This window comes from Rhodospirillales bacterium RIFCSPLOWO2_02_FULL_58_16 (assembly GCA_001830425.1).
Classification (GTDB): domain Bacteria; phylum Pseudomonadota; class Alphaproteobacteria; order Rhodospirillales; family 2-02-FULL-58-16; genus 2-02-FULL-58-16.
In genome coordinates, this window is sequence record MIAA01000038.1 from 1 (window position 1) to 21,354 (window position 21,354).

General features: G+C 57.9%; 27 protein-coding genes, 2 tRNA genes and 1 pseudogene. 14 read left to right on the plus strand and 16 right to left on the minus strand.

The window, feature by feature from the left end; translation table 11 throughout:
* Positions 1 to 245: pseudogene (locus A3H92_05940) on the plus strand (hypothetical protein).
* A 40-nt stretch (positions 246 to 285) separates the two neighbouring features.
* Here the strand turns inward: A3H92_05940 and A3H92_05945 are convergent.
* From A3H92_05945 to A3H92_05960, 4 genes are all read right to left on the minus strand, one after another.
* On the minus strand, positions 286 to 585 hold the full coding sequence (locus A3H92_05945) for an addiction module antidote protein, HigA family (protein OHC74066.1): 300 nt from the start codon (positions 583 to 585) through the stop codon (positions 286 to 288).
* Positions 586 to 591: 6 nt separating this feature from the next.
* Entirely contained in the window at positions 592 to 864 is a 273-nt protein-coding gene (locus tag A3H92_05950) for a plasmid maintenance system killer protein (protein OHC74067.1), read from the minus strand.
* Between the two features lie 185 nt (positions 865 to 1,049).
* Entirely contained in the window at positions 1,050 to 1,655 is a 606-nt protein-coding gene (locus tag A3H92_05955; protein ID OHC74095.1) for a 3'-5' exonuclease, read from the minus strand.
* A 51-nt stretch (positions 1,656 to 1,706) separates the two neighbouring features.
* Positions 1,707 to 1,793: transfer RNA gene (locus tag A3H92_05960), tRNA-Leu, on the minus strand.
* A gap of 127 nt (positions 1,794 to 1,920) precedes the next feature.
* On the opposite strand from A3H92_05960, the gene A3H92_05965 reads away from it, so the two are divergent.
* Positions 1,921 to 2,862, plus strand: coding sequence for a 3-beta hydroxysteroid dehydrogenase (locus tag A3H92_05965; protein OHC74068.1), 942 nt, complete (start codon positions 1,921 to 1,923; stop codon positions 2,860 to 2,862).
* On the opposite strand, the gene A3H92_05970 is transcribed toward A3H92_05965, so the two are convergent.
* The 6 genes from A3H92_05970 to A3H92_05995 form a co-directional block, all read right to left on the minus strand.
* Complete coding sequence (locus A3H92_05970) at positions 2,859 to 3,224, minus strand: MarR family transcriptional regulator (GenBank protein OHC74069.1); 366 nt, start codon at positions 3,222 to 3,224, stop codon at positions 2,859 to 2,861. The two genes, A3H92_05965 and A3H92_05970, sit on opposite strands and share 4 nt — an antisense overlap.
* A 133-nt stretch (positions 3,225 to 3,357) precedes the next feature.
* The gene (locus A3H92_05975; protein ID OHC74096.1) at positions 3,358 to 3,738 is read right to left on the minus strand and encodes a putative toxin-antitoxin system toxin component, PIN family; all 381 of its coding nucleotides are present in this window, start codon (positions 3,736 to 3,738) and stop codon (positions 3,358 to 3,360) included.
* 39 nt (positions 3,739 to 3,777) lie between these two features.
* Positions 3,778 to 4,080, minus strand: a complete 303-nt coding sequence (locus A3H92_05980) for a prevent-host-death protein (GenBank protein OHC74070.1) — start codon at positions 4,078 to 4,080, stop codon at positions 3,778 to 3,780.
* Between the two features lie 97 nt (positions 4,081 to 4,177).
* A tRNA-Arg gene (locus tag A3H92_05985) sits at positions 4,178 to 4,254 on the minus strand.
* A 130-nt stretch (positions 4,255 to 4,384) separates the two neighbouring features.
* Positions 4,385 to 4,732 (minus strand): hypothetical protein, encoded by a 348-nt coding sequence (locus tag A3H92_05990; protein OHC74071.1) that lies wholly within the window; start codon positions 4,730 to 4,732, stop codon positions 4,385 to 4,387.
* 73 nt (positions 4,733 to 4,805) lie between these two features.
* Entirely contained in the window at positions 4,806 to 5,015 is a 210-nt protein-coding gene (locus tag A3H92_05995) for a hypothetical protein (GenBank protein ID OHC74097.1), read from the minus strand.
* A gap of 121 nt (positions 5,016 to 5,136) precedes the next feature.
* Between A3H92_05995 and A3H92_06000 the strand changes: the two genes are divergently transcribed.
* Positions 5,137 to 6,105: a delta-aminolevulinic acid dehydratase gene (locus tag A3H92_06000; protein OHC74072.1), complete on the plus strand. Its 969-nt coding sequence runs from the start codon at positions 5,137 to 5,139 to the stop codon at positions 6,103 to 6,105.
* 9 nt (positions 6,106 to 6,114) lie between these two features.
* Positions 6,115 to 8,457 carry a hypothetical protein gene (locus A3H92_06005; GenBank protein OHC74073.1) on the plus strand — a complete coding sequence of 781 codons (2,343 nt, stop codon included), beginning with the start codon at positions 6,115 to 6,117 and terminating at the stop codon, positions 8,455 to 8,457.
* On the opposite strand, the gene A3H92_06010 is transcribed toward A3H92_06005, so the two are convergent.
* On the minus strand, positions 8,454 to 8,696 hold the full coding sequence (locus tag A3H92_06010; GenBank protein OHC74074.1) for a hypothetical protein: 243 nt from the start codon (positions 8,694 to 8,696) through the stop codon (positions 8,454 to 8,456). The genes A3H92_06005 and A3H92_06010 overlap by 4 nt on opposite strands.
* A 114-nt stretch (positions 8,697 to 8,810) precedes the next feature.
* Between A3H92_06010 and A3H92_06015 the strand changes: the two genes are divergently transcribed.
* Positions 8,811 to 10,028, plus strand: coding sequence for a threonine ammonia-lyase (locus tag A3H92_06015; protein OHC74075.1), 1,218 nt, complete (start codon positions 8,811 to 8,813; stop codon positions 10,026 to 10,028).
* 340 nt (positions 10,029 to 10,368) lie between these two features.
* Here the strand turns inward: A3H92_06015 and A3H92_06020 are convergent, their stop codons facing one another.
* Entirely contained in the window at positions 10,369 to 11,151 is a 783-nt protein-coding gene (locus A3H92_06020; protein OHC74076.1) for a hypothetical protein, read from the minus strand.
* Between the two features lie 242 nt (positions 11,152 to 11,393).
* Between A3H92_06020 and A3H92_06025 the strand changes: the two genes are divergently transcribed.
* From A3H92_06025 to A3H92_06045, 5 genes are read left to right on the plus strand one after another with little or no spacing between them, the layout of a single operon-like run.
* Positions 11,394 to 12,260 (plus strand): flagellar motor stator protein MotA, encoded by an 867-nt coding sequence (locus A3H92_06025; protein ID OHC74077.1) that lies wholly within the window; start codon positions 11,394 to 11,396, stop codon positions 12,258 to 12,260.
* 9 nt (positions 12,261 to 12,269) lie between these two features.
* Positions 12,270 to 13,268 (plus strand): hypothetical protein, encoded by a 999-nt coding sequence (locus A3H92_06030; protein OHC74078.1) that lies wholly within the window; start codon positions 12,270 to 12,272, stop codon positions 13,266 to 13,268.
* The gene (locus tag A3H92_06035) at positions 13,268 to 13,993 is read left to right on the plus strand and encodes an arginyltransferase (GenBank protein ID OHC74079.1); all 726 of its coding nucleotides are present in this window, start codon (positions 13,268 to 13,270) and stop codon (positions 13,991 to 13,993) included. Before A3H92_06030 ends, A3H92_06035 begins: the two co-directional genes overlap by 1 nt.
* Before the next feature lie 14 nt (positions 13,994 to 14,007).
* The gene (locus A3H92_06040) at positions 14,008 to 15,096 is read left to right on the plus strand and encodes an ABC transporter substrate-binding protein (GenBank protein OHC74080.1); all 1,089 of its coding nucleotides are present in this window, start codon (positions 14,008 to 14,010) and stop codon (positions 15,094 to 15,096) included.
* Positions 15,093 to 15,275 carry a hypothetical protein gene (locus tag A3H92_06045; GenBank protein ID OHC74081.1) on the plus strand — a complete coding sequence of 61 codons (183 nt, stop codon included), beginning with the start codon at positions 15,093 to 15,095 and terminating at the stop codon, positions 15,273 to 15,275. The genes A3H92_06040 and A3H92_06045 overlap by 4 nt, the downstream gene beginning before the upstream one ends.
* A 290-nt stretch (positions 15,276 to 15,565) precedes the next feature.
* On the opposite strand, the gene A3H92_06050 is transcribed toward A3H92_06045, so the two are convergent.
* Positions 15,566 to 16,045, minus strand: coding sequence for a hypothetical protein (locus A3H92_06050; protein OHC74082.1), 480 nt, complete (start codon positions 16,043 to 16,045; stop codon positions 15,566 to 15,568).
* The gene (locus A3H92_06055) at positions 16,029 to 17,300 is read right to left on the minus strand and encodes a hypothetical protein (GenBank protein OHC74083.1); all 1,272 of its coding nucleotides are present in this window, start codon (positions 17,298 to 17,300) and stop codon (positions 16,029 to 16,031) included. Before A3H92_06055 ends, A3H92_06050 begins: the two co-directional genes overlap by 17 nt.
* 440 nt (positions 17,301 to 17,740) lie before the next feature.
* Between A3H92_06055 and A3H92_06060 the strand changes: the two genes are divergently transcribed.
* Together A3H92_06060 and A3H92_06065 are read left to right on the plus strand one after the other, a co-directional pair.
* Positions 17,741 to 18,178, plus strand: coding sequence for a phosphatidylglycerophosphatase A (locus A3H92_06060; protein OHC74098.1), 438 nt, complete (start codon positions 17,741 to 17,743; stop codon positions 18,176 to 18,178).
* Between the two features lies 1 nt (position 18,179).
* Complete coding sequence (locus A3H92_06065; protein OHC74084.1) at positions 18,180 to 18,674, plus strand: damage-inducible protein CinA; 495 nt, start codon at positions 18,180 to 18,182, stop codon at positions 18,672 to 18,674.
* Here A3H92_06065 and A3H92_06070 read toward each other — a convergent pair whose 3' ends face one another.
* Positions 18,675 to 19,052 (minus strand): hypothetical protein, encoded by a 378-nt coding sequence (locus tag A3H92_06070; protein ID OHC74085.1) that lies wholly within the window; start codon positions 19,050 to 19,052, stop codon positions 18,675 to 18,677.
* A 29-nt stretch (positions 19,053 to 19,081) separates the two neighbouring features.
* Positions 19,082 to 19,675 (minus strand): hypothetical protein, encoded by a 594-nt coding sequence (locus A3H92_06075; GenBank protein OHC74086.1) that lies wholly within the window; start codon positions 19,673 to 19,675, stop codon positions 19,082 to 19,084.
* Between the two features lie 291 nt (positions 19,676 to 19,966).
* Here A3H92_06075 and A3H92_06080 point away from each other — a divergent pair, with 291 nt between their 5' ends.
* Positions 19,967 to 20,371 (plus strand): hypothetical protein, encoded by a 405-nt coding sequence (locus A3H92_06080; GenBank protein OHC74087.1) that lies wholly within the window; start codon positions 19,967 to 19,969, stop codon positions 20,369 to 20,371.
* Between the two features lie 25 nt (positions 20,372 to 20,396).
* Positions 20,397 to 21,326: an exopolyphosphatase gene (locus A3H92_06085; protein OHC74088.1), complete on the plus strand. Its 930-nt coding sequence runs from the start codon at positions 20,397 to 20,399 to the stop codon at positions 21,324 to 21,326.
* Positions 21,327 to 21,354 lie beyond the last annotated feature (28 nt).

The window sequence follows — 21,354 nt, forward strand, 5'->3', positions numbered from 1 at the left end:
GGGGATGGTATGGCGAGATCAAGGCCCTTGCCGCCGCCCATCCCGACGAGCCGGCGCTACGCGAGCAACAGGCCAAGGCCGCCTTCAATCTCTGTCTGACCTACATGGAAACCAAGAATGAAGCCGAAGCAAATCGCGCCGCCGAAGACGTTTTTCGGCTTGCCGATGAAAACCCCGATCTTCCCGTCTGCCAAGAGATAGTGAGACACCTTACAGCCATATTTGATCAGGCGAAGAAAAAATAGGCGTCCGCCGGATTAGCCGCCTCGTGGGGCTATTCCATTTTTACGCCGCAGTAAGCGGCGGAATCTTGGCCAACTCCTTGCGCATATCCCTGCTTAGGATCGCCACATCGTATTCGGCCTGCATGTTGAGCCAGAACTGCGGCGCGTTGCCGAACAAGCGCCCCAACCGCAGCGCCACCTGCGCCGTTACCGGCGCGCTCTCGTTAAGGATGCCGTAAAGGGACTGACGGGATAAGTTCAGCATCGCCGCAATGCGGGTCTTCGTCACATCCGCGCCGGGCAGAACGACTTCGCGCAGGAACTCCCCAGGGTGCATCGGCATCAATTTCTTGCTCATCATGATCTCCTAATGATAATCCTCAAGATCAACATCCGCCGCGCCGTCATCCCAAGACCAGGTGATCCGCCAATTACCCGTAACCGCCACGGACCATCGCCTCGGCGACCCTTGCAGACCATGAAACCGCAGGCCCGGCAGATTCAAATCATCCGGCTGCGTCGCCGCGTGAAGCGCCATCAGAATCTGCCGCACACGGCGATCTCTCCGAACGCTGAGGCGACGCGAGTCGCCTTCATTCCAGAATTGCCTAAGCCCTTTGTTTCTGAACGATCTGATCACGACATGTAAAGTATAGTATTACACGACAATATGTCAAGCATCGCCTTACATGTAAATTTGCAGAGGCGGGGATTGCCGCTGAAAGAAGCGCCGTTTTATGGACCACAGAGGCTCAGAGACACAGAGAAAGATAGAGAAAGAACCTTCTCTGCGCCTCCGTGGTCACTTTGGAGTTTCACAGAAAATCAATGAGCGAAGATGTCGGTTTCCTGCCAGCCGTTCAAATCCAGTTCGACGCGGCTGTTGACGAACATGAAGCAGGCCTTGGCCAGCTCCGAACGGCCTTCGCGGGCCAGCATGATGTCCAGCCTTTCCCGTAGTTTATGCAGGAAAAGAACGTCGCCGGCGGCATAGGTCAGTTGCTCGGAGGACAACGTCGGCGCCCCCCAGTCCGAGGACTGCTGTTCCTTGTTCAAGTCGATTCCCAGCACCTCGCGGCACAGATTCTTGAGGCCGTGCTGATCGGTATAGGTGCGGGTGAGCTTGGAGGCGATCTTGGTGCAATAAACCGATGAGCAGGCCACTCCCAGGAAACGGCGGATTATCATCAGATCGAAGCGGGCGTAGTGGAAAATCTTGATGATCGAGGGATCGACAAACACCGCCCTCAGGTTGGGGGCGTCGTATTCGCCTCGGGCAAACTGCACCATGTGGCAGACGCCGTCGCCCGCCGATATCTGCACAAGACACAACCGATCACGATGGGGATTGAGGCCCATGGTCTCGGTATCAACGGCGATGCAATCGCCAAGATCAAGGCCGTCGGGAAGATCGCCTCGATAAAGCTTGATCGATCTTGCTTCAGTTTTCACCGGAAACGTCCTCGAAAACAATTATTAAAATGGTGCCCAGGAGAAGACTCGAACTTCCACAAGGTTTCCCTCACAGACACCTGAAGCCTGCGCGTCTACCAATTCCGCCACCTGGGCGCCGAGGAAATATTGCCACGGCCTAACGTTTCACCGCTGTCGTTACCGCTCCGCAGTCGGGATGTCAACAAGGTTGGAACTTGCGCGGCATCCTATTACAATTATCCCGTCAACAACGGAGCATATCATGAGCAGTCATAAGGTGACGGTTTTCGGCGGGTCGGGGTTTCTCGGCCGGCATCTGGTTCAGCGCCTTGCCGCCGACGGCCATGCCGTCCGCGTCGCGGTTCGCAACATTGAGGCCGCCCGCTTTCTGAAACCGCTGGGCGACCCCGGTCAGATCGTGATCACGGCGGCTGACATCAACAATGAACCAAGCGTCGCCGCCGCCGTTGCGGGGGCGCAAGCGGTAGTCAATCTGGTCGGCATCCTTTGGCAACGGGGGGGAAAGACCTTCAATCGCGTTCATGTGGAAGGCGCCGCCGCCGTCGCCCGCGCCGCCCATGCCGCCGGCGCGCAACGTCTGGTCCATGTTTCGGCCATCGGCGCCGACGAAGAGTCGGCGTCGGAATACGCCAGAACCAAAGCGACGGGAGAAAAAGCGGTCATTGAGGCCTTTCCCGGCGCCTCCATCGTCCGCCCCAGCGTCGTCTTCGGCCATGAGGATAATTTTTTTAATCTCTTCGCCGGCATGGCCATGATTTCCCCGGTGCTTCCCGTCTTCGGCAACGCCAAATTCCAGCCCGTCTATGTCGGCGATGTCGCCGAGGCCATCACCAAAATCCTGGCCGACCCCGCGACCGGCGGCAAGACCTATGAATTGGGCGGCCCCACCGTCTATACTTACAGGGAAATCATGGAGCTGTTGCTGAAGCAGATCGCCCGGCGGCGTCTTCTGGTCCCGGCGCCTCTCGCCCTGGCAATGGTCAATGCCTGGTTTCTGGAAAAAATGCCGACGCCCCTGCTGACCAGGGATCAGGTAAGACTGCTGGCCAAGGATAATGTCGTGGGAAAGAAGGCGCTTTCCTTCAAGGCGCTGGGAATGACCCCGACCTCGGCGGAGGCGATCCTGCCCCTTTACCTCCACCACTACCGCCCGCAGGCCGAACAATGCCTGCGAACGGCTTAGATCGCGTCAGCGCCGCTTCCCGGATTCTTGGCGGATTCACAGATAATTTCGCCGTACTCGCGGAGGAAAACCGACCCGCGCACCGTGCGCTGGATAAAGACGCTGCGGCGGTCCTCGTCGTCGATCTTGCGGCGCAAAAGCTGTAACTCGCCCAAGCGGTCAACAGCCCTGGTAATCGCCGGCTTGGATATTTTCAGCGTCTCGGCAAGGCCGCGAACCGTATGGGGCGGCAAGGTCAGGTAAACGGTAAGAAGCACCCCCATCTGCCGCGCCGAAAGGTCGGGAGCGTCACGCCTGATGCCGGTGACGATGGTGCGCCGCCAAAGATCAAGAGCCTGAATTTCGTTCAGTTCCACGGTCATAGCGCTTTCGTAAAGCCGTCGCCTCGCGGTTCATTCCGCATCCGCAACCTTTATCCGATTGCGCCGGACATTAGCAACCGAAAAAAACCACTTTGAAAAGAATGGCGCACCCGGCGTGAGTTAAGGCCAAGACTCATCCGCCATGGCGACGCCAGAATTCGGCGGGAGTGATGATCGGATAGCTTTCCGCCAAGGCCAACAAATCCTGATCGCCGGTGACAAGATAATCGGCGCGGCCGGCAAGCAAGGTGCCGAGCACGGGGATATCAGCCGCATCGGCCACGATATCGTCGGCGAGGGGAACCGGCTCAATCAGATCAACGCTGAAAGCGAGGGTGTCGATCAGATCGGCGAAGTCAGCCTCCCGCCAATTCAGCCGATGATTGAGGCGCGGCAACACGCGCCTCAACTCGTCCAGGATGAACCGCGACAACGCCACATCAATAGCGCCTTGACGCCACGCCGCCACGATACGCCCGGGGATACTATTCGGATAGGCCAATCCTGAAACCATGACGTTGGTATCCAGAACAACCCGCAGAGTCGGCAAGAGTCAGCCTTTTTGCGGCGGGCGGCGGACGGCGCGCGATGCGGCCCGTTCCTCGGCGGCCACCCGCTCAATTTCCTTTACCCCGTCTTCCATCGGCACGACGGAATAGGAATCAGACAGGCGCGCCGCCAGGGCGTCAAACCGCTCCCGCATCCGGCGGATGCGGTCAAACAGGCATGCATCGATCAGGGCGGCAACGGGGCGACCATCCTTGTTTATGACAATAGAGTCATGGCGATACTGCACCTGATTGATCATTTCGCCCAAATTTTGGCGGAAGGCGACCGCGCTGGTTTCGGTGATCATAAAAACTCCATACAAATCATAATGACCATAAGGATCATTATGACCATGCTGGCGAACTTGTCAATCAATTCGGACGATAATACCCCCTTGAAAAGAATGGCGCACCCGGCGAGATTCGAACTCACGACCTCTGCCTTCGGAGGGCAGCGCTCTATCCAGCTGAGCTACGGGTGCCTTAACGCCGACGCCGGCGGGGCGAACGTTAGCGGAAAGCGTTCCGCGATGCAAAGGAGATATAAATGCTCCGATGATGTGCTGCGGATGTGACGTGAAACCGCTCGAATCCGAAATGATCAGAGATCATTTATCCCGCCAATGCCCGAAGCACCGCCTTGGGGTCGCTGTCAAGAGCAATCAAGAGCGCCTCGGCCGGGCCTTCGGGACGAGTGCGGCCCTGCTCCCAATTACGCAAGGTGGCGACGCTGATACGCAGGGATTTGGCCATCTGCTCCTGGGTCAGTCCGAGGCGCAAGCGCACCGACTTCGCCATGACGCGCACAGACGGCAGCGTCGCAAGATCGGGCGCGGTATCGGCGTTCTCGGCAATCTGGCGTTCAATATCGGCATCCGTAGTCGCGGCGAGGCGTTTGCGATCCACGGCTCCGCCCCCTTCGCGCCGAATTTGCATGAGTGTCTTGCTGACAACGGTCATAACGGCAACTCCTTTCGACCGGCCTTACGGGCCGAGATGATGCGGCTGGCCTCGAAATAGAACCCAAGTTTCCTCACTTCTTCTCCCTCGCCCGTTTGGCGATGACGTAGGCGAGTTTGCGGATGGCGAGTTTTTTCAGAATCTTCTCGCCGCAGCCCGGAGCGCCGACCATTACGATCTCGGTTCCGCTGATCGGGTCGATGGCGCATACCCTGACGGCGTTCCCTATTCGCTGGAACTCGAACAGCACTTCCGGCAGATGGATATCCCTGGGTGACGTCATGTTTCCAAACATATACTATGCTTGTCGCCCGCCGGAACAAACTTGACATCAATGATCTTTACTTTAATTCTTGCCTTAAACGAGGTTGGACGTCTTGAAAGCAGCTTTTCCCGATACCCGCATGCGCCGCAACCGCTGTCATCCGTGGCTGCGCCGTCTGGTGGCGGAAAACCGTCTGAGCGCCGATGACCTGATCTGGCCGATTTTTGTCATTGACGGCAAGGGAAAGCGCGAGCCGGTGTCCTCGATGCCGGGCGTCAACCGGTTTTCCATCGACCTGCTGGCGGCGGCCGTCGGCGAGGCCGAGGACCTGGGGATTCCGGCAGTCGCCGTGTTCCCCTTTATCGACCCCGCCCTCAAGACGCCCGACGCCCGCGAGGCCATGAACCCGGACAATCTGGCATGCCGCGCCGTCCGCGCCATCAAGGAAAAACACGCCGATATCGGCGTGATCTGCGATGTCGCCCTTGATCCATATAACAGCAACGGCCACGACGGCCTGGTCAGGGACGGCTATGTGGTCAACGATGAAACGGTCGAGGTGCTGTGCAAACAAGCGGTGGCGCAGGCCGAGGCCGGCTGCGACATCATCGCCCCCTCGGACATGATGGACGGCCGCGTCGGCGCCGTGCGCAAGGCGTTGGACGAAGCCGGGTTCGCCCAGGTCGCCATCATGGCCTATGCCGCCAAGTACGCCTCGGCCTTCTACGGGCCTTTCCGCGACGCGGTAGGCTCCGCCTCGGCGCTCAAGGGCGGGGACAAAAAAACCTATCAAATGAACCCGGCCAACGGCGAAGAGGCCATGCGCGAGGTGGCGCTCGACATCACCGAGGGCGCCGACATGATCCTGATCAAGCCGGGACTGCCCTATCTCGACATTATCTACCGCATCAAGAGCGCCTATAACGTCCCCACCTTCGCCTACAACGTCAGCGGCGAGTACGCCATGCTCAAGGCCGCCGCCGCCCAGGGATGCCTGAATTACGAAACGGCGATGATGGAATGTCTGCTGTCTTTCAAGCGCGCCGGAGCCGACGGCATCCTCACCTACGCGGCGCTGGATGCGGCCAGGCTCCTCAAAGGCGCGTGAAGGAATAAATTGTTCAAAAGAATATTTCTCGGCGTGCTTCTGGTCGCCCTGCTGGGCGGCGTAATCGGGGTCTTGCGGCTGTTCTCGTCGCTTCCCGTTGTCGAAGGCGTCAAGGTTATCGACGGCGTCAAGGCCGATGTCGAAATCACCCGCGACCGGCGCGGCGTCCCCCATATAAAAGCGCAAAGCGAAGAAGACGCCTATTTCGCCCTCGGTTATGTCCATGCCCAGGATCGCTTGTGGCAGATGGAAGCGATTCGCCGCGTCGGCAGCGGCCGCCTGTCCGAAGTGGTCGGCGAGCGCGGCCTGGGTTCAGACCGTTTCATGCGGATGCTGGGAATCAACAAACTGGTTGAGGCCCAGTACAATCTTTTGGATGAGCCGGTGCGCCGTTCCCTTGACGCCTATAGCGCCGGGATCAACGCCTGGATGGAGAGCCATTCCGGCGCCCTTCCCCCTGAATTTCTCGCCCTTCTTTACCGGCCTGAGCCGTGGCGTCCCTCGGATTCCCTGATGTGGGGCAAGATGATGGCGATCAAACTCAGCGGCAACCGGAGCGATGAACTGCTGCGCGCCCGTCTCTCCGCCCGGCTGACGCCGGAAAAGATCGCCGAGTTGTGGCCTCCCTACCCGGCCGACGGCCCTATAGCGATAAGCGCCGGTCTCTTTGAAGGCTTGCCCCTGAAAGCTCTGGCGGCGGCGATGCCTGAACCGGCGGGACTTCCTCGCGGCGCCTCAAACGCCTGGGCCGTAACCGGAAAGCTGACCACAAGCGGAAAACCCCTGCTGGCCAATGACCCCCACCTTAACTTCGGAGCGCCGGTGCTTTGGTATCTGGCCGACATCGAAGCTCCCGGTCTGCGGGTTACCGGCGCCGGCGTTCCCGGCGTTCCCTTCGTCGTCATCGGCCACAATCAAAGCATCGCCTGGGGCATGACCAGCACCCAGAGCGACCTGGAAGACCTGTTCGTCGAGCGGATCGATTCCGACGATCCGAACCGCTACCATGCCCCGGACGGCCCCCTGCCCTTCACGACGCGAAACGAGGTCATTCACGTCCTTAACGCCGAGGACGTGACGCTGACGGTGCGCGGGACGCGACACGGTCCGGTGATTTCCGATATTCTCGATAAAAAGAATCCGGCCGTCGGCGAAGGCAAGGTATTGGCCCTTGCCGCCACCTATTTGCGCGACGACGATGTAACGCCCCAGTCTCTCTACTACCTGAACCGGGCGCAGGGATGGGATGATTTTACGGCGGCTCTCAAGAACATGGGAACCCCGCAGTTAAACGTGCATTACGCGGACATTAACGACAACATCGGCTTCATGGCGCCGGGCCGGGTTCCCATCCGCCGCAGCGGTCGCGGCCATCAGCCTCAACCGGGATGGACCGGCGAAGCCGACTGGACGGGGTTCATCCCTTACGCCGGCCTCCCCATGGCCTTCAATCCGCCGCAAGGCCGCATCGTCACCGCCAACAACAAGATCGTCAAAGATGACTATCCCTATTTGATCACCGATTCCTGGGACACTCACTACCGGGCGCAACGCATCCTTGACCTTATAGACGGCGCCGGCCCCTACACCATGGACGCCATGGCGGCGATCCAGAGCGACGCCCTGTCGATGATGGCCAAAGACCTGCTGCCCCGGATGCTGGGGATGATGACGGCAAGCGAAAAAACCGGCCAAGCGCTGGAAATGCTTGGCGTCTGGAACGGGGTCATGTCCCGCGCCCGCCCGGAACCGCTGATCTTCAACAGTTGGCTGCGCGAGTTCAACCGCGCGGTCTATGCCGATGAACTGGGCGACATGTTCGAGGCCTACTGGACCCTGCGCCCCGCCTTCATCGCCGCCGTCCTCGACCAAAAAGGGGAATGGTGCGATAATGTGAATACCCCCGAAGTCGAGGACTGCAAAACCCTCCTCGGCAAGACCCTGGAGGGCGTTATTGACGACCTGGGCAAGCGTTTCGGCGATGAACCCAAGGACTGGAGCTGGGGCGATGTCCATGTGGCCCGTTTCAAGCATCCCTTGTTCAGCGGCAAGCCGCTGATCGGCGAAATCGCCGACATCTCCATCGCCAGCGACGGCGGCGACTTCACGGTAAACCGGGGGGCGACCACTGTATCGAATCCGGAGACGCCGTTTGACCATATCCACGGGGCGGGGTTGCGCGTTATCTATGACTTGTCCGATCTGTCCAAATCCCGCTTCATGATCGCCACCGGCCAGTCGGGCAATCCCTTGTCCGGTCACTATCGCGACCTTGTGGAAGATTGGCGCGACGGACGGTATATGACCGGGTTCGGTCAGCCCAGGAACACATTGATATTGAAACGCCGTTAGAGAAGCTTGACCAGGGCCGCCACCACCGCCACCAGTATGGCCTGCATCGTCCCCAATCTGATGATCATGCGCTGTTCCAGGTCGCGCAGCCGCAGATCAAGATAATCCTTGGTCACCAGATCGGCTCCGGCCATTGCCTCAGCCAAAGCTTCCGCCGTGTCGGCGGCCTGTTTCGGCTGGAAACCGGCGGCTTCAAGTTTACGAGCAAGCCTCAGCGTGTCAAAGGGTACGGCAGTCATGTCCGAACTGTGCGCCCCTTGACATGGAAAGTCAACGAACGCACTGTCCACAGAGCGGGATTGACCGGGTTCAGCCGGCCCAAAAACATATTAATGTTGAAACGCCGTTAGCCCATGTCCGTCACCATCGACACGATCCGCGCCGCCGCCGCCGTCATCAAAGGCAAGGCGTTGCGGACTCCCTGTATTCCCTCAAGCGTGCTGTCTGAACGGTGCGGCGCCGATGTTGTGCTCAAGCTGGAGAATCTTCAGCACACCGGCTCGTTCAAGCTGCGGGGAGCGTTGAACAAACTGTCCGCCCTCGACCGGGAAAAGAAAAAGGCCGGCGTCGTCGCCGCTTCCGCCGGCAATCACGCCCAGGGCGTGGCCTATGTTGCAAGGAGCTGCGGCATCCCGGCAACCATCGTCATGCCGCTGGGCACGCCGTTCACCAAGATCACCCGCACCGAGGCGCTGGGCGCCAAGGTGATATTCCACGGCGAGACCCTGGCCGAAGCCGATGAAAAAGCGGCCCGACTGCCGGGCGAACATATCCATCCCTATGACGATGAAACAATTATTGCCGGCCAAGGCACCATCGGCCTGGAAATGCTGGAAGATCATCCCGATCTGGATGCGCTGATCGTTCCCGTCGGCGGCGGCGGACTGATCTCGGGCATCGCCGTCGCCGCCAGGGCAATCAAGCCCGGCATTGAAATATTCGGCGTCCAGGCCGCCGCCTATCCGTCGATGGCGTGCGCCCTTCGCGGCGAGAAGTTAAGTGGCGGCGGCCCGACGGTGGCCGAAGGCATCGCCGTAAAATATCCCGGCAAGATCACCCGCCCCATCGTGGAGACGCTGGTCGCCGACATCTTTCTCGCCGACGAGCAGGCCCTGGAACGCGCCGTGCAGACCTTGGTCATGGAGCAGCGCATCGTCGTCGAGGGCGCCGGAGCCGCTCCCTTGGCGGCGCTCGCCGGCAACCGCAAGCGTTTCGCCGGCAAAAAGGTCGGGCTGGTGGTCTCCGGCGGCAATATCGATTCATCCGTCCTGGCCTCGATCCTGATGCGCGGTCTGGTGCGCGACGGTCGTCTGGTCAGCATCCGCGTCGAAATCACCGATACTCCGGGGTTGCTTTCCAAGGTCTCGGGATTGATCGGCGACCTCGGCGGCAATATCGTCGAGGTCCGCCACCAGCGCCTGTTCCAGGACATCCCGGTCAAGATGACAGAGGTCGATCTGGTGGTCGAAACCATGGGCGTAAAGCATGTCCGCCATCTCATGGCGCAGTTGAACGACGCCGGCCTCCCTTCCCGCCTGTTAAGCAACACCTCCGACGATGAACCCGGCTAATACAAAATCGTCTTGCCCCCGGGTCCAAGCCCGGGGGTTGTCACGGCCATCCACGTCTTTCTCTCGCGCCGTTTTCGTGCCCGGAAGACATGGATTGCACGGGTCAAGCCCGTGCATGACAAAATCCGTAACATACTGATTCAATAGGATTCCCGTTAACGACCGATGGTAGTCATCCAGGGCCGCTCGCCGGCGGAAGCGGGAAACTCCTCAAGGTAAAGTTCCGTAGCTTTCTTGAGATTGGACAACGCCTCGTCAATGGCGCCGCCCTGGCTTACGGCGCCGACCTCGGGACATTCGGCCACACACTATTCCCCTTCGCGGTGCAACACGAGAAACCCTAATTAATCCGCCAAACATGCAGTCGGGTTCGGCGGCGGTCGTTGACGGTAACGATTTCGTCAGCCGGAAAATCCGGAACCTCGAATGAGTTGCTGATGAAAACGCTGCCCGGACGCATTTCGGCGCGGACCTTCCGGTAGAGGTCCGGCATCGGCGCCGGCGACAGGAAACAATAAACCACGTCATAGCGCGACAGATCGGCTTTCCAGTAATCCCCATAGATAAGGCGCGCATTTGGCGGGCCGCAAAGTTTCAGGCGAAGCCACGACACGGCGAAGGGAACGGGCGCCGACTCGATGCCGTAGAAGCGCCCTTGCGGACGGCTTCGCGCCAGAAAAGCGATAACTCCGCCGAAACCGCAGCCGATATCAACAAAAACCAAATCCGCCTTGGCGGGCAGCAAACCGGCCAACGCCGCCCATGTCGCACGATTGGTGAGATAAAGAGGAACCCTTTCCCCGGCGCTGTTCCAATAAACCAGAACCAACCCGACAAAAGCCGCCGGATAAATCCAGGACGGCGGCGACAACCACATGCCGAGAGCCAGCGCCGGCGCAAACAGGAACTGGACGGGCAGCCACCACCGCTCCAACCCGAAACGATGTCCTAACCATCCGGCCAGCCCTCCCTGAACAAAGAGCACCGGCGCCAAGGGCGGAACTTTGCCGAAAACAACGACCGCCCCCCATGAACCGCCGAGCGTTAAAACGGCGGCGGCAAGCTGGGCGAGCATCGCCGCAGCTAACGGAGAAAGACGACGCTTTGAATTAAAATTGTCCATGAAAAATAATTTACCCGGCAACGCTTCCGTAAGGTCCAAAAATCGTGGTAATTTAGTATGATTTCAATTAGATAACATTTTCGGGTATTGACCGGGCGCGGGCTGAATGTAAATGAATGCTTGTATCCTCTCGAAAAGAAAAATAGCGTAACGTCATTATCCGAGTCGCCGAACAAGGACTTCCCTGCAAGTAAATAGATACGCGAAGCGTGAAAAATCAATAGGTTGCCAAGGTTTTTTGAATGTTATTTATTGTCGGGTTGATTATAGTTGTCGCCAGCGTCCTCGGCGGCTACATGGCGAACGGCGGCCATCTGGGCGTCCTTTGGCAGCCCTTCGAGTTCGTAATTATCTTCGGCGGCATGCTGGGGGCGTTCGTTATCGCCAGCCCCAAACAGGTGTTGACGGGCGTCGGCAAGGCCTTCAGCGGCACCCTGATCAAAGGCCCCAAACACGGCAAGGACAGCTATATGGAGCTGATCGGCCTGCTTTACTCCTTGTTCAAGCTGGCCAAGACCAAGGGCGATCTGGCGCTGGAAGGGCATATCGAAAAGCCGCATGACAGCGCGCTGTTCGCCCAGTTCCCGAAATTTCTCGGGGATCACCACGCCGTCGAGTTTCTGTGCGATTACCTGCGGCTGTTGACTCTCGGCACCAGCAATGCCCACGAAGTCGGCGACATTATCGACCATGAACTGGAAATCCATCATGATGAAAGTCACGCCATCGTCGGCGCCCTTTCCAGCATGGCTGACGGCGTTCCGGCGCTGGGCATCGTCGCCGCCGTGCTCGGCGTCATCCACACCATGGGATCGATTACCGAGCCGCCGGAAGTGTTGGGACATCTCATCGGCGGCGCCTTGGTGGGAACCTTTTCCGGAATTTTGATGTCGTACGGCTTCATGGGGCCGGTGGCTACTTCCGTAGGCAAGTCATTTGAAGCCGATTCCCGCTATTTCACCTGCATCAAGACCGGGATCATCGCTCATATGCAGGGCTATGCCCCCCAGGTTTCCGTTGAATTCGCCCGCAAGACGTTAGGCAGCACCGTCCGCCCGACATTTGCCGAGGTGGAGGAAATGATAGGAAATCTGCCTTCGCCAAGCTAGGCTTTCATAATGGCCGATAAAGCTCAACCGATCATCGTCAAGAAGATCATCAAAAAAGGCGGAGGCCACTCCGGCGGCGCCTGGAAGATCGCCTATGCCGACTTCGTAACGGCGATGATGGCCTTCTTTCTTCTGCTTTGGCTGTTGAATTCGGTCACCCAGGAACAGTTGGAAGGCATTGCCGACCACTTCGCGCCGGTTTCAGCTTCCTCCCAGTCCAGTGGTTCCGGAGGCGTCCTCGGCGGCAAAGTGCTGGCCGTGGAAGGACAGATGACCGCTTCCAGCTCCCAGGCCAGCGTCACCATGGACCTGCCGCCGCCGAGGGCCGGTTCCGGCGGTGAAGCCGGCGCCGCCGCCGACGCCGCCGTTAACGCGACCGAGGAGGAACTAAAAAAACTGGAGGAAGAGCAATTCGAGGAGGCCGCGCAAGAACTGAAAGACACCATCAATAACATTCCTTCCCTCAGGCAGGTCAAGGAAAGCCTGCTTATCGACAACACCCCGGAAGGGCTGCGCATCCAGCTTGTCGATCAGAAAGGCCTCGCCATGTTTCCCAGCGGCTCGGCCAATATGTACCTTCATACCCAGAAACTGCTGGAGCTGGTAGGCAAGGTGGTCGCAACCATGCCGCAAAAACTGGCGATTTCCGGCCACACCGACGCCGTTCCGTTCGTCTCCGACACCGGATACAGCAACTGGGAACTGTCGGCGGATCGCGCCAACGCCGCCCGCCGCGCCCTGCTTCATTACGGCGTCCCCTTTGAAAGGGTCGGCAGGGTGGTCGGCAAGGCGGAAACCGATCCTCTGCTCAAGGATAACCCAAAAGACCCAAAAAACCGGCGTCTGAGCATCATTCTGCTGCGCGGAACCGGAAAAGGCGAGGCGGCGGGAACCCAACAGCCGGAGGGGGCGGCGCCACAGGCCCAGGACCCGGCTCAGTCTGTAGACAAAACCCAGCCCAAGGTCGAAATATTGGCTCCTTCATCTCCGCCGCCGCCCGCCAAGTAATGAACGCTGCGAAACACAAGTCGATTAATCGCTCCCGCTTCTTCTTTACCACCGCTTCCTTGCCGTGCCCCTACCTTCCCGGCCGGGACGAGCGCAGAGTGGTGACGGAGTTGGTCGGTCGCGACGCCGCCTCTACATACAGCGATCTTTCTCTGGCCGGATACCGCCGCAGTCACGCCATCGCTTACGTTCCCGCCTGTCCTGAATGTGAAGCCTGCGCCGCCGTTCGCGTCCCGGTCGCTGAGTTCAAGCCGTCGCGCTCGCAACGACGCATATGGAAATTGAATGATACTTTACGAAGCGTGGAAATGCCCGCCGCCGCCACAAAAGAGCAGTTCGAGCTGTTCTCCGCCTACCAGCAATCACGTCATGGCGACGGCGACATGGTCAAAATGACCTATTTTGACTATCAGGCGATGATTGAGGACACTCCTGTCGAAACGTCGATCATCGAGTTCCGCGACCCTGAACTTAAATTGGTCGCGGCCTGCCTGATCGACCGCGTTCGCCATGGCCTGTCAGCCGTCTACAGCTTCTTTGATCCCGCCCACGGTAGGCAAAGCCTCGGCGTTTACATGGTCCTGTGGATTTTGCGGCGCGCCAAGGAACAAGGACTCGATTATGCGTATCTGGGGTTTTGGATCAAAGATTGTCCGAAAATGTCTTACAAGGCCGCTTTCCATCCCCTACAAACATATTCGCCGGAAGGATGGCGAACCATTTAATAGGGAATAATTTCATGAAACGTCGGCAATTCCTTAAAAACACCGTTATCGCCGGGGCCGTTGCCTCCTTCCCCGCCCCCGCCGTCGCCAGGGAAACCCGTGACCTGAAAATGGTTACTGTCTGGCCCAGGAATCTTCCGGGATTAGCCGCCGGCGCCGAGCGCCTGGCCAAACGGATCAACGACTTGAGCGGCGGCGAACTCAACGTCAAGGTTTTCGCCGCCGGCGAATTGGTCCCGCCGCAAGAATCGTTTGACGCCGTCGCCAGCGGTTTCGCCGATATGTATCACGCCTCGGAGCACTACTGGCGGGGCAAGTCGAGGGCCTATGACTTCTTCTCCGCCGTACCCTTCGGCATGAGCGCAACCGAAATGAACGCCTGGCTTCAGTTCGGCGGCGGCCAACCGCTTTGGGACGAACTGTCGGCCTCGTTTAACCTGAAACCGTTTCAGGCCGGCAATACGGGCGGCCGGATGGGCGGATGGTTCAATAAAGAAATCAATGCCGTCAGTGACTTCTCGCGCCTGAAAATCAGCATGTCTGACCCCGGCGGCGAGGTGCTGAACCGCTTCGGCGCCAAGGTCTCGTCCCTGCCGCCCGGCGAGATTGTCAACAGCCTGCGTTCAGGCGCTATTGACGCCGTTGAATGGTTCGGGCCTTGGAACGATATGGCTCTCGGTCTGCATCAGGCGGCCAAATATTATTATTACCCTGGGTTTCATAAGCCCGGATTGGCGTTAAGCGCCGCCGTCAACCTGATTACCTGGGATAAAATGCCACGAGGACACCAACGTCTTATTGAAACGGCGACGGCGGCGGAAAACGCGGCGTTATCCGCCGAATTCACCGTCCGCAACGCGGAATCCCTTGAACTCATGGTTAAGGAACACAAGGTCAAGTTGCGCCGATTCCCTGATTCGGCGCTTGAAGCCTTCGGCGACGCATCGGGCAGGCTGGTCAATGAAGCCGCCGCCGGCGACAAGATAACAATGAAGATTTACAAAAGCTTCCTTGACTTCCGCCGCAAGGCTATCGGCTGGTCCAGGCATTCCGAACTGGCCTTCGGCGGCGCCCGCCAATTGCCCTTCAAGTATGGAGAGTGAACGCCGCAAAGCGGCGCTGCCACTTTCCCCTCCTTACCAAGAAGGGGTTGGGGGAGGTTGCTGCCGATACCCCTAACGCCCGGCGCGTTGACCGGAATAAGCACTGTTTTATGAACAGAGGCACTGAGACACAGAGGAAGATAGAAAAAAAGAAAAAACAGGAAGAAAACTTCGCCTAATCTTCTCTGCGCCTCTGTGCCTCTGTGTCAAAACACACAGGCTGATAATTCCTTCTTCGACCCCCTCCTGACCTCCCCCTTGAAGCAAGCTATTGTATTCACACATCTCAGTTTAAGCCAATTTTCGATTCCGATTCTTGCGCCGCTCATGCGCTACACATTCCAAAAAGAATCGAAAAAGGCCATCAGGGGTTCCATTTCGAATCAAAATCGAAGATGTGTGAATACGATAGTTGAAGCAAGGGGGAGGAATTCTTTCAAAGCGGCGGCGCCGGTCGGTAAAAGTAAAATCAGACGCCGCCGGCGGCTTTCTTGGGGGCGTCGCCGGCGACGGGAGCGCCCAGCGACTTAAGCGAATCCTTGACGATAAAGTTGATCTTGTTTTCATTATCGTCTTTTTTCATAGGAATACGCTTGCACATCCCTTCCAGGAAGGCTCCGGTCTCAATGGACAGATCCTCGTGGAGGATATCCCCGACGACGTGGGCAGTTTTGGCCAGATCAACGGCGCGGGCCTTGATCTGGCCGTTGACCGTGCCGTGGATATGCACGCTGTCGCAAAAGATATCGCCCTTGATGGTCGCTGTCTCGCCGACAAGTAAAACATCGGATCGGATGTCGCCCTCGATAACGCCGTCGACCTGAATCTCGCCCTCGCTGTTAAGATCGCCGGTGATGCGAAGGTCCGAGCTGATAATCGAAGGGGCGGCCGCCTTGGCGGATGAGGAAGAAGCCGCCTTGCCGGCGCCGTTGCTAGTCCTTGAAAACATGCCGTCCGGCCCTGATGAACATTGAAGGATTCCTGGGTTTGCCCTTGAAGATTACCTCGTAATGAAGATGGGACCCGGTGCTGCGTCCTGTATTGCCGACTTGGCCGAGCTGGTCACGGAAATTGACCTTCTGTCCGATGCCGACAAGCGCCTTATGAAGGTGGGCGTAGCGGGTTTTGATCCCCGCGCCGTGATCGACCTCCACCATCTTTCCGTAGTTATCGTTCCAGCCGACGAAAGTAACCGTTCCGGGAGCGGTGGAATAGACCACAGACTTAAAAGGCGCCCCCAGATCAAGACCATAATGAGTCGCCCATTTTTTATTGATCGGATCACGCCGCTTTCCGTAAGTGCTGGTTATGCGATAAGCGCTCAACGGCGACGCGAGGGGGAGCTTTCGCATAACCACCTGCAAAGCCTCGGAGCGTTGCAAATAGCCGTCAAGAACGTTGAGATCGGCTTTGAGTTGTCCGGCGGGAAGGGCGTCAGGAACAGCGGCGATGAAAGGACCGCCCTGCCCGATCGGCGAAGAACCTTCGGCGCCGAGGAGTTTGTCAACTTTCAGCCCGGTCAGTTGGACGACTTTCTGCATGGATTCGATGAAGTTAACCGTGCCGCTGGTCAACCGCTGCACGGCGTCGCGTTCCGTTTCCTGCATGCCGGCGAGTCGCGTTTCCAGCTCCTCAATGTTCCGCTGCATCTGATTGCTCTTGAACAGAGCCTGATTGCGTTCCGACAGGGCGGCCTGAAGATCGACTTCGACGGCGTCAAGATTTTTCTTAAGCGACTGGCCGGCGCTGGTCGCGGCCCGCATGGCGCTTTCCGTGTCGTTAAGCTGATTTTTCAGATATTCGCTGGTGGCGATAACCTTTTCACGTTCGGCTTCGGCATCGCCCAGCCTGGACTTCGCCGTTTTCAAAGACTGTTGAAATGATGTGTTCTGTTCGATGAGGCCCAGCATCAAACCGCGATTTTCCTCAATATCCCTGGTGACCGAGGTAAACTTCTTCTGATACTCGGACACCTCGCCGAGCAGACTCTTGTAAGCCATGCGGGCATTGGCGATCTGGCTGTCTTTACTGGAAATAATATAGTCGTGAAACACAAAGCGGCTGGTGGTGAAAGATACCCAGCCGAGCGCAACAACAAACAAAAGCGCACAGGTTATCTGTGCGGCCTGTGATAACTTGATAAAGGAAACACGGCCATTGGTGCGAAGATGTACCTGCCTTTCCGGGAAAAGGCGCTGAAGCAACTCCTTAAACTGACGTAGCATTTTAGAACTTCTGCTTCGGCTCAAACGCAAGCTGATCCCCGCCATCGTGTTCCCCTCCACTTTTTTTGCGCCCCCCCAGGTCTTTTACGCCATTTCCTCCGTGAAGTTCTAAAGAGGAATATTATTAATTTCGGGAGCGCCGTCTTTGCTGTCCGGCGCCACAAAAGCGCCGATGTCCACCTCAATGCTTAAAAAATACTTAACTGAGGGGGAAACCTACCGATTGGCGCCGCACCTTGCAAGCTCATTATGCCTGTAAACAACTAAATTCAGATTCGGCGTTTTAACGGGTTATTGTTTCGTCTGCCGAGGAATAATGGTTTTATGATCATATCGGCTTGGAAATAAAGAGGTGAATCCTTGTGACAACCGACAGCGCATCAAAGGAAAGGCCGAGCTTGCGCCATCCGGCTGTTTTCCTGGCCACATGGTTCGGTTCCGGGTATCTGCCCAAGGCGCCGGGAACATGGGGTTCGCTGGCGGCCCTGCCCTTCGCCTGGCTGATTTTCCAGCTTTGCGGTCGCCCCGGATTGGCCGTCGCCGCCGTCGCCGTCTTCGCGGCGGGCGTCTGGAGCGCCGGTGTTTATATCCGCAAAAGCGGCGTCCATGACCCCGGTCCCGTCGTTATTGACGAGGTAGTCGGCCAATGGCTGACCTTGCTGGCGGTTACCCCTGATCCTGTGCTTTACGCTGCGGGATTTATCCTTTTCCGCCTTTTTGACATTCTGAAGCCGTGGCCGGCGTCATGGGCCGACCGCAAGGTCGCCGGAGGCCTGGGAGTAATGTTGGATGATATATTTGCCGCCGCATACGCGGCGCTTGTCCTTTATCTTATAGCGCCCTGGCTCGGCGGATAAGATGGCGTTCTCCGAAAATTCGCTCGAACTCGCCAAGGAAGTGATCGCCGCCTGCGTCGCCGGCGGACTGCGTATCGCCGCCGCCGAATCCTGCACCGGCGGTCTGGTCATGGGATGCCTTACCGCCATCCCCGGCGCATCGAACGTGGTTGACCGTGGTTTCGTCGCTTATGCGAATCGGGCCAAGGCCGAGATGCTCGGCGTCGAGGCCGCCCTCATTGAACGTAGCGGCGCCGTCAGCGAATCGGTGGCCCGCGCCATGGCCGAGGGAGCGCTGAACAATTCATCGGCGGATTTAAGCGTCGCCGTCACCGGCATCGCCGGCCCCGGCGGCGGATCGGCGGAAAAGCCGGTGGGGCTGGTTCATGTGGCGGCGGCGCGGCGCGGCGGCGCGACTCTGCACCAATGTTGCCGTTTCGCCGGCGACCGCGATGAAGTCAGAATGCAAAGCGTTGAAACGGCCCTGAACCTGCTGAAAAAACTGGCGGCAGGCTGATCAGCCTTTCACCTTCAGGAAGTCCCTGGCGACCCAGCCGGATACGGCTTGGCTTTTCGGCGAGGGCCTGAATTCAACTTGAAACCATTTACCTTGCTCGGCGGTGATAACGACCTCCTGTTTTGCGCGAAGGACATTTACCACATCAAATTTAACCGCCGGTCCATCCCTCATGTTCACGCCGGTGGTGACGACGTACAATTTCTCCGAAGACTTACCGTTAACGCCGCCCGCAGACGTTTCAAAGCCGGCCAATGCCAGGATATCCTTATCCGCAGAGGGCGCCGGGTTGCTCGTCCTGCCGTAACTCAACTGCGCCGGCAAGGTGCAGGCGCCGACCAGAACCGTCGATAAAAGAAACAGGGTGCGGGTAAACATGGCCTACTCCTCCAGTCAAATAACCAAACTCAGCCCTTAAACTTCAAATAATCCCCATCGATCCAGCCGGTAAAAGACCGGCCCTGCCGTGGCGTCCGGTACTCGACCAGACGCCATCCGCGCCGCTCGTCGATGAACCGAACCTCCTGACCATTGATTATGGCGGTCAGCACTTTTGATTTTCCCGCAGGTCCGGCCCTCATGTTCACGTCCTGCCTGACGATCAGGCGTTTCGCCGATTTATTTACGGCGGCGTCCATGAAATCGACGACGGGAATCCCGGCATCGCCGCCGGATGAGGTCTCGAAACCGGCGATTTCCGATATATCATCTTCGGGCAATACGCCGCTTCCGGGGGACGCCGACGCCGCATAAAGATTGCTCCCCGCCGACGCCGTCATGACATCAACAGCCGCCTCGTCACATAAACGATACCCGGCGATCACCCGCCAGACGGCGCAGTCCTTTTTCACGGCGATAGAAATCACATGATCGGAAACGGATTTTTGGGTCGTCAGAAAACTGATCCCGTCAGATACCCATGAGGCGAGCTGGACCGGAAGCGGCATGGCGCATCCGGCAACGAGAGTAAGCGGCAATAAAAATAATGAATGTTTAATCATGGCCGTACTCTCCTGCTGTCCAAATATCTCTTTTCAATGATGAACTATATTATACATTATTTGCTATATTAGTCAATTGTTATAATTGATTATACTTTATTTGTATTTATAATTAAAATTTTATGTTAATTCATATGTTTTTTTACTTGTCTTGCGGTAACGATAGATAGACAAAGGCGGGTTGTTAAATATAAAACCAATGCTTTTCATGCGAGCGCCGATTCTCTATCATGGCGACGCCGATGAGTTTCAGGTCTTGAAAAAGGACGATGGGGAATGGCGAAAAACACATTGATTCTGGACGCCGGCGAAAATGGAATCATCGGCGACATGGTGGTGACCAACGTCAACGACGTTCCTGTTGAGCTGCTTGTCGAGGGAGAGGGGCCGGTGCTGCGTGGAAAGCATATCATCAGGGCTGAAGACGCGAATACTCCGTCACTCAAGATTTATTACATGATTACCTGCATGTATATTAACCCCGGCTCCTTCGAGCAAAACTACAAGTCGTTGCTGAAATTGTCCCGCGAACTGGTCACCGAGGTTCCCTCGACCGGAATGATCATGGCCGATATCGGCGAATGCCTCATCGACAACGACTTGCGCGGCGCCCACGAAAAATGCTTTGAGTTGCTGCGATACGAGGCTTATCTTGAGCAAGTGGTCGCCGATGGCCACGGCGGGAAGAACGCCTGATCGTAAAGGCCCAGGAGGAATAAGGTTGTCCGATAAAAAATACCGCTTGGTGACGCGCGCTGATTTTGACGGCATCGTCGCCGCCGTCCTGCTCAAGGAGCTGGACATGATCAGCGAGGTCAAGTTCGTCCATCCCAAGGATATGCAGGACGGCAAGGTCGATATCAGCGATAACGACATCACCACCAACCTGCCGTATGTGGATGGGGTGCATTTATGCTTTGACCATCACCTCAGCGAAACCATTCGCGTCGGCAAGAAAGACAATCACGTCATCGACGCCGCCGCCCCCTCGGCGGCCCGCGTCGTCTATAGTTACTACGGCGGCGCAAAAACGTTTCCCCATATTCCCAACGGCCTGATGGAGGCGGTCGATCAAGCCGACTCGGCCCAGTATTCAAGCGAAGACATTCTGGCCCCCACCGGCTGGACGATGCTTAACTTCCTGCTTGATCCGCGCACAGGCCTAGGCCGTTTCAGGGATTTTGCCGTTTCCAACGATCAGTTGATGATGGACATGATCATCTATTGCCGCCAACATCCGGTCGAGGAAATACTCAGGATTCCCGACGTCAGGGAGCGCCTTGAGCTGTACATCGCCCATGACGAGGATGCCGAGTTCCAGTTGAGGCGTTGCTCGGCCGTCAACGGCAAAGTGGTTGTCATCGATCTGCGCGAGGAAGAAGTCATCTACCCGGTCAACCGCTTTATGATCTACGCTCTTAACCCCGAAGCCGCCGTTTCCATCCATGTGATGTGGGGCCTGCGCAAGGAAGTGACCGTGTTCGCCGTCGGCAAGTCCATCATCAACCGCGCCTCAAAAACCAACATCGGCGAGCTGATGTTGAAATATGGCGGCGGCGGCCATGTAGCCGCCGGCACCTGTCAGGTGGACAACGCCCATGCCGACCATGTCCGACAGCAAATCATCGACCGCATCAACGCCGACGGCTGATGGAGTGACTCCACTAGAAGGTCACAAA

Excerpts from the sequence above, each read along its gene's own strand:
- A3H92_05945 (OHC74066.1), bottom strand. The coding sequence starts at position 585 with ATGATGAGCAAGAAATTGATGCCGATGCACCCTGGGGAGTTCCTGCGC.
- A3H92_05965 (OHC74068.1), top strand. The coding sequence starts at position 1,921 with ATGAGCAGTCATAAGGTGACGGTTTTCGGCGGGTCGGGGTTTCTCGGC.
- A3H92_05970 (OHC74069.1), bottom strand. The coding sequence starts at position 3,224 with ATGACCGTGGAACTGAACGAAATTCAGGCTCTTGATCTTTGGCGGCGC.
- A3H92_05975 (OHC74096.1), bottom strand. The coding sequence starts at position 3,738 with ATGGTTTCAGGATTGGCCTATCCGAATAGTATCCCCGGGCGTATCGTG.
- A3H92_05980 (OHC74070.1), bottom strand. The coding sequence starts at position 4,080 with ATGATCACCGAAACCAGCGCGGTCGCCTTCCGCCAAAATTTGGGCGAA.
- A3H92_05990 (OHC74071.1), bottom strand. The coding sequence starts at position 4,732 with ATGACCGTTGTCAGCAAGACACTCATGCAAATTCGGCGCGAAGGGGGC.
- A3H92_05995 (OHC74097.1), bottom strand. The coding sequence starts at position 5,015 with ATGACGTCACCCAGGGATATCCATCTGCCGGAAGTGCTGTTCGAGTTC.
- A3H92_06000 (OHC74072.1), top strand. The coding sequence starts at position 5,137 with ATGCGCCGCAACCGCTGTCATCCGTGGCTGCGCCGTCTGGTGGCGGAA.
- A3H92_06010 (OHC74074.1), bottom strand. The coding sequence starts at position 8,696 with ATGACTGCCGTACCCTTTGACACGCTGAGGCTTGCTCGTAAACTTGAA.
- A3H92_06015 (OHC74075.1), top strand. The coding sequence starts at position 8,811 with ATGTCCGTCACCATCGACACGATCCGCGCCGCCGCCGCCGTCATCAAA.
- A3H92_06020 (OHC74076.1), bottom strand. The coding sequence starts at position 11,151 with ATGGACAATTTTAATTCAAAGCGTCGTCTTTCTCCGTTAGCTGCGGCG.
- A3H92_06025 (OHC74077.1), top strand. The coding sequence starts at position 11,394 with ATGTTATTTATTGTCGGGTTGATTATAGTTGTCGCCAGCGTCCTCGGC.
- A3H92_06030 (OHC74078.1), top strand. The coding sequence starts at position 12,270 with ATGGCCGATAAAGCTCAACCGATCATCGTCAAGAAGATCATCAAAAAA.
- A3H92_06035 (OHC74079.1), top strand. The coding sequence starts at position 13,268 with ATGAACGCTGCGAAACACAAGTCGATTAATCGCTCCCGCTTCTTCTTT.
- A3H92_06040 (OHC74080.1), top strand. The coding sequence starts at position 14,008 with ATGAAACGTCGGCAATTCCTTAAAAACACCGTTATCGCCGGGGCCGTT.
- A3H92_06050 (OHC74082.1), bottom strand. The coding sequence starts at position 16,045 with ATGTTTTCAAGGACTAGCAACGGCGCCGGCAAGGCGGCTTCTTCCTCA.
- A3H92_06065 (OHC74084.1), top strand. The coding sequence starts at position 18,180 with ATGGCGTTCTCCGAAAATTCGCTCGAACTCGCCAAGGAAGTGATCGCC.
- A3H92_06070 (OHC74085.1), bottom strand. The coding sequence starts at position 19,052 with ATGTTTACCCGCACCCTGTTTCTTTTATCGACGGTTCTGGTCGGCGCC.
- A3H92_06075 (OHC74086.1), bottom strand. The coding sequence starts at position 19,675 with ATGATTAAACATTCATTATTTTTATTGCCGCTTACTCTCGTTGCCGGA.